Origin of the sequence: Synechococcus sp. MU1655 (assembly GCF_023630655.1) — a bacterium.
In the GTDB taxonomy this organism is placed as follows: Bacteria; Cyanobacteriota; Cyanobacteriia; order PCC-6307; family Cyanobiaceae; genus Synechococcus_C.
The window spans coordinates 1-5,520 of sequence record NZ_JAKUHK010000134.1 but is presented as its reverse complement, the minus strand read 5'-3'; the positions used below and the strand labels follow the sequence as shown (position 1 = coordinate 5,520).

General features: G+C 55.5%; 7 protein-coding genes. 6 read left to right on the top strand and 1 reads right to left on the bottom strand.

The window, feature by feature from the left end:
- Both NCN04_RS07295 and NCN04_RS07290 read left to right on the top strand, forming a co-directional pair.
- Positions 1 to 408, top strand: a 408-nt coding sequence (locus tag NCN04_RS07295; RefSeq protein WP_250395647.1) for a hypothetical protein, incomplete at its 5' end; no start/stop codon positions are given.
- 474 nt (positions 409 to 882) lie between these two features.
- The gene (locus NCN04_RS07290; RefSeq protein WP_048348263.1) at positions 883 to 1,188 is read left to right on the top strand and encodes a hypothetical protein; all 306 of its coding nucleotides are present in this window, start codon (positions 883 to 885) and stop codon (positions 1,186 to 1,188) included.
- Here NCN04_RS07290 and NCN04_RS07285 read toward each other — a convergent pair.
- Complete coding sequence (locus NCN04_RS07285; RefSeq protein ID WP_250395646.1) at positions 1,154 to 1,960, bottom strand: tetratricopeptide repeat protein; 807 nt, start codon at positions 1,958 to 1,960, stop codon at positions 1,154 to 1,156. The genes NCN04_RS07290 and NCN04_RS07285 overlap by 35 nt on opposite strands.
- Positions 1,961 to 2,047: 87 nt before the next feature.
- Here NCN04_RS07285 and patR point away from each other — a divergent pair, with 87 nt between their 5' ends.
- The 4 genes from patR to NCN04_RS07265 are packed head-to-tail and all read left to right on the top strand — an operon-like array spanning position 2,048 to position 5,479.
- On the top strand, positions 2,048 to 2,704 hold the full coding sequence (gene patR, locus NCN04_RS07280; protein ID WP_048346957.1) for a heterocyst master regulator PatR: 657 nt from the start codon (positions 2,048 to 2,050) through the stop codon (positions 2,702 to 2,704).
- Positions 2,704 to 3,342, top strand: coding sequence for a M41 family metallopeptidase (locus tag NCN04_RS07275; RefSeq protein WP_048346956.1), 639 nt, complete (start codon positions 2,704 to 2,706; stop codon positions 3,340 to 3,342). Before patR ends, NCN04_RS07275 begins: the two co-directional genes overlap by 1 nt.
- Complete coding sequence (gene larC, locus NCN04_RS07270) at positions 3,339 to 4,550, top strand: nickel pincer cofactor biosynthesis protein LarC (protein ID WP_250395645.1); 1,212 nt, start codon at positions 3,339 to 3,341, stop codon at positions 4,548 to 4,550. The genes NCN04_RS07275 and larC overlap by 4 nt, the downstream gene beginning before the upstream one ends.
- Positions 4,544 to 5,479, top strand: coding sequence for a lysylphosphatidylglycerol synthase domain-containing protein (locus NCN04_RS07265; RefSeq protein WP_048346954.1), 936 nt, complete (start codon positions 4,544 to 4,546; stop codon positions 5,477 to 5,479). The genes larC and NCN04_RS07265 overlap by 7 nt, the downstream gene beginning before the upstream one ends.
- Positions 5,480 to 5,520 lie beyond the last annotated feature (41 nt).

The window sequence follows — 5,520 nt, the reverse complement described above, 5'->3', positions numbered from 1 at the left end:
CCACTCATTCCATTGTCTTCAATGAATGCTGTTCACGCACGGCAGTCTCTGCTATTGCGTCAAGGGATGAAAGACTCAAATGTTCGTCGGATGAAACTTTTCTCGTTAGCTATTTCTACACTTGCTATTGGATCTTCATTGATTGTATCTGCTCCCGTAAAAGCAGTTGAGTATAAAGGAATTTGCCACTTCAATGATATGTCAATGCAATGCACGGTGAGGCAAAATCCATTTACAATGACGATGATCTGGGTAGATGGAGTGGTCGAAGTATATAGTCATCAATTTAGTGATCAAGGCGACGGTTTTTTTGTGGATAAGCGCGGAGGTATTTGGCGACCTGATCCAACCGATGAACGGTTCATGGTGCATAAAAATGGCAACAGAATTGGCTTTTATGAGTATTGATATCAGTCGTAAAGCTTTTAGCAAGTGGGGCTGAAAACGTTACAAAACCCGTAAGAAAAAATGGGGCGTAGCTGTCGCTATCGATCTCCTGGCTGAATATTCACGAACTGATCTGAAACACTGAGTTGAGCGTGGAATAACCATTGATCCTGCTTTTTTTGAGGCTGGTCTGCATCTAATGCCGATCGTTTTCACGTAGCAGCAGCTCAAGTCTTCATGGCGCACTTGAAGCTTCTTAAGCAGGTCAAGGCGATAAAGGCTTCTGGCCTTTTGTGACCAAGTCAGTTCGTTTTTCGTCCTTTTGTTGGTACAGCTTGTAGGTGCAGTGGCTTTTCTCGTATCTCCTAAGCCATTGGTATAACTAGTGTTTTACTGATCTCTGTTTGCAATAATAGTCCAGCTGGCATTTTGCACGGATGATGCGGCTTCTGAAGGTGACCCTTAGCATCAGGCCGTTGTTTGGGAGCTGAGAACGTGCCATCGCTTACTGCCTTAAGACCTCATCTCCTTGGAATTATCAGTGTGCTTGCGCTGGTTGCCTCCGCGGAAGTTTTGGCTCAGGAAAGCCCGATGGGAAGTGGCTATCAGTCTCCCCAGCAACGTGATGTGTTCCAGACCGTGCCAGGTCAGAACGACCAGGAGTCGGTGCTGGATGCCACCAACCCCATGGATTTGATGAACCGGTTGCGCAGGGCCAACGCCATGAATGACGCCACACCGCCATCCGACGCCATCGATGCAGCGCTTAAGGCCTTGGAGTCGTCGCAGCCCGCGCCTTAGTCGGAGTGGGCAGAACGGTTGCTCCAGGTGTTGCCGTTCTATCTGCACCCTTTCGGAAGGAATCAAGTTGCCAGCGCACCGCTAGCTGATCGAGGGCTTGCTTGTTCTTTTCACTGACAGAAAGCCTGTTTCGGAGACTGAGCAGCACGTTTTGCGATTGCTGACTTTGGCCCATGTCTCGATGGAGGAGAGCGAGAGCGAGCAGGGGGTCCATGCTCTTTGGAGATTCCGCGGCAATCAGGCGGTACGTGGCGATGGCTGCGTTGTTTTGTCCGGAGAGGCGTTGCAGATCAGCGAGGCGCAATCCAAGCTGGAGTCTTTGACCTTTTGGTGTTTTCTTGAAGCGATCGCTTGTCTGTCCCAAAGCGGTGGCCTGACGCTTGGTTCCCACATCCAACAACAGTTGGAGGTTCTGTACTTCTGGGCGATGAGGCCATAGGGCTTGAAGGGTGATGAGCTCACGCCTGGCTCCATCACGATCACCTCGTTGGAGCTTCGATTGAGCCAGGAGCATGCGCCAACGCCACTCGCGAGGATGGGAGAGGGCGCGTTGCTCCAGCCTTTGCTCTGGCTCAATCGCTGAAGAAAGTTTGGTTTTGGTTGGACGCTTGACAGGCTTGACGCCTGCCTTCGCCTCTTGATTGCTCTGTTCGGGCTTTGGATATTGATGAGCTGATTGGGCTACAAGCCAGCCTGTCAGCAGGGCCAAAGGAAGTCCCAACCCCATCAACCATCGATTTCGAACCGCCTGTAATCGGTTAGCGCCGGGCAATCTGCATGGGGAGTGCTGAGACCACTTTGGATCGAATCCCTCGAGCTGGCTAGAGTTAACGAAGGTATATGGAAGCCACTGACGGCAATGCGCGACCATCCGATTTCCCCGGTTACAGAACTCCTCCAGTACCGGGCGATCGGTGTTGTAAGGGGCGTCTACCGACCGGAATCCGACGATCAGCTGACCCGTGGAGTCTTGATCGATTCCGATGGCAATGAATTAGAGGCTGTCGTCCTCGGAAGAATGCTCACCCTCATGCGCCGTCACCTCGACATGACTGCACCCCATCTCTGGGTGGTGTATCCCCGCTGTCGTGAGTCTGAGCAGCTGCATCTCCAAATTGCAGGAATTTGGGAGCCGAGCACGCTGGCGACAGCTGAATCTTCGGATGCCGAAGCTACAGATGCCGAGGGTGCTCTGGATCAACTGCCCGAAGGAGACGACTTCTTCTCGATTCGTGGCGAATTGATCTTCACGAAGCCAGAAGCCAATGAGCTCGTGGTGAAGGTACGACAGCTGCCTCGAGCCGATGGATTCCGTCCTTTGCCCTTCAAAGTTCAGCTCACAGGTGAGCTACCCCTCGAGCATCTAAGACATTTCGTGAGCTTGGATGTGCGTCGTCAAGGACAGCTCCTCGCCGTTGAAGCTTTTGAAGTGATTGCACCCATGCCGACTCGAGGTGGAAAAGGTCGGGAGGGATCCCGTAAGGGAGGCGCTCGTCCCCGACCTGCCAAGACCTGATGCCCTCTTCCCCCGCCTTCAACACCACCGCCGGTGTCGCGGTGGCTAGTGCCACCGGTTTGGCTGTGTTTGGGCCGTTAGTCGGACTATCGCCGGCATGGATTGCTCTCGGTTTGGGAGGAGCGCTGTTGGGTCTCACCGTTGATGCTGCTCAGCTGAATGGAATGGGAGGACACCTTCTCGCGGAATCCCTTCCAGGCGGACGTAACAGATTGCGCAGAGTCGCGTTTCACGAGGCTGGTCACTGGTTGGTGGCTCAGGAGGAAAATCTCGAAGTTAAACGCGTTCTTGTTGGTACCCGAGGCTGTCTTCAGGCGGGGTTGCGCTGCAACGGTGTTACCGAATTTGCTCTGCCCGAGCGGGCGCGTTTGTCTTTGGAAGACTTGCGTCGTTGGAGCCGGGTTCTTCAGGCTGGAATGGCTGCTGAGACGTTGCTAGAGGGCCCCCCTCAAGGTGGCGCAGATGACAAGGCTCTGCTTGGACGTATCTGGGGCGTCTCTGGACAAGATGTCGACACGGCTCAGCGAGAGCAACGCCGAGCACGCCGGGAGGTGGAGCAGCTGCTGCGTTCGCGACGCACAGAGATTGAATCGATCGCCGACAGGTTGCTGGACGGCATGCCTCCAGAGCCTGTATGAGCGCTCTGGTCATTGATTGTCCGACGGGTCTTGCCGGGGACATGTTGTTGTCGGCACTCCTGGATTTAGGAGTGCCGGAGTTGGTCATTCATGAGCCTTTGCAGGCGCTTGGTCTCGCGAAGGCCTATGGACTCAACATTGAGGAGTCTCAGAGTGGAGGATTGCGTGGGCTTCGCCTCACGGTGAGGAATGAGGACCCCAGTCCTCCCCATCGTCGCTGGTTTGATCTCCGCCGGTTGATTTCGGAGGCCTCGTTGTCTGCTTCTCTAAAAACCAGGGTTTTGAAGGTGTTTCAGGCCCTGGCTGATGCAGAAGCCACGGTTCACGGTTGTGCCCCTGACCAAGTTCACTTTCATGAGATTGGCGCGATTGACAGCTTGGTTGATGTCATCGGCGTCTGCGCTGGTATTGAGCACCTCGCCCCTGATTTGATTTATTGCACAACACCCCCAGCCGGTCATGGTCAAGTGACGACGGCCCATGGGGTGCTTCCTGTTCCTGTGCCAGCGGTACTGGAATTGGCCAGGCGTCATCAGCTGCCGCTCCTCACCGGGCAGGATCTTCCTGCTGTTGAGCTCACGACTCCCACAGGGTTGGCCTTAGTGGCTGTGTTGGCGGATCACTTTCAACGCCCCTCAAGGATGGAGGTAGAAGCCGTCGGCATTGGCCTTGGCCATCGCTCTTTGGATCGTCCCAACCTGCTGCGCTTGATCCGTATGCGTGATGAAAGCCAACCAGAGCCTGGTTGGCAGGAGCTTGTGGTGCAGGAGGCCTGGATTGATGATGCCACTGCCGAAGAGTTGGCAAGCCTGGCTCAGCATTTGCGTTTGGCGGGTGCGTTGGATGTGGTTCAGGGAGCTGTGTTGATGAAAAAGCAAAGGCCTGGGACTTCGGTGATGGCCCTTACAACGCCAGATCAAGCCGCTGCCTTGCGGCAGGTGTGGTGGCGCCATAGTCCGACCATCGGCTTGAGGGAGCGGGAACAGGGGCGCTGGGTGCTGCCCCGCCGTTGTGGGGCCATCGCAACGCCTTGGGGCCTGATTCGTGCCAAGCAGACTCGCCGTCCGGATGGGACTTTCACGCTGAAGTGGGAGCAAGATGAGCTTCAGCGTGTGTCTGCTGAGGCTGGTCTCACCGTGATGGAGCTTCGTGATCGCCTCCCTCTTGAGGCCCATGCTTTTGTGCCCGAGGAGGACTGGCAGTGCTGAAACGGCTTTCTTTGCCTGGTGGTTTACGCCTTTGGATCACCCTGCTGACCCTCGCCTTTGTGGGAGTGGCATTGGCAAGCCATGCCACAGGATTGCGCGCCCTCACCATCAGCCGACAGGGATGGTGGTGGTTGTTATTGGGGCTTGGTTTGAGTTGGCTCAGCTTGGTGGTTAATGCCTTGGCATGGAAGGTTTTGGTGGTTTGGCTCGGGCATCAGCCGGAACGCTTGTCCTTGGTGCCGCTTTATCTGCGAAGCAACTTGCTCAAATATTTGCCTGGTGGCATCTGGCATTTCCTCGATCGTTTTCGTGCTCTGCGGTCTGACCTTGGAGGGGGCAAGGCTTTGGTCTCGGTGTTGATGGAGCCGATGGTGATGGCCGTTGCTGCCTTGCTTTGGGTGCCGTTCGGTGGGTTCCAAAACGGTTTGGCGTTGCTCTGTGTTCTTCCTTCCGCGCTGCTGTTGCCGCGTTGGCGTGAGCCTTTGTTGCGTCGGTTGGAGACCAGCAAGTTGCGCCAGCTCAATCGTGTGGATCCGGGGGGGATGACCTCCATTGAGGATGAGGACTTGGGCAGCGGCAGACCCTCTTACCCCTGGTGGCCTCTCGCCTCTGAACTGCTGTTCGTTTTCTGTCGATTTGCTGGGTTTTGGTGCTGCTTGCAGACGTTCGGACTTTTGGCTGGGCAGCCTCTGGGCCTTTGGCTTGCGGCCTTTGCCCTCGCCTGGACGGCTGGCCTGGTTGTTCCTGCTGCTCCAGGTGGTTTGGGGGTTTTTGAGGCGGTTTTGTTATTTCGTATGGGCACGATTGTGCCGGAGGCGCCATTGCTTGCGGTGGCACTCAGTTATCGATTGCTCGTGACGTTGGCGGATTTGATCGCTGCCGCTGCTGTGAAGGGTGATGCCTGGATGACGGCAAAGGTTCGCGTTTAAGCGGTTGATCTGATGGTGTGGCCGCTTCCTGAACTCCCGAT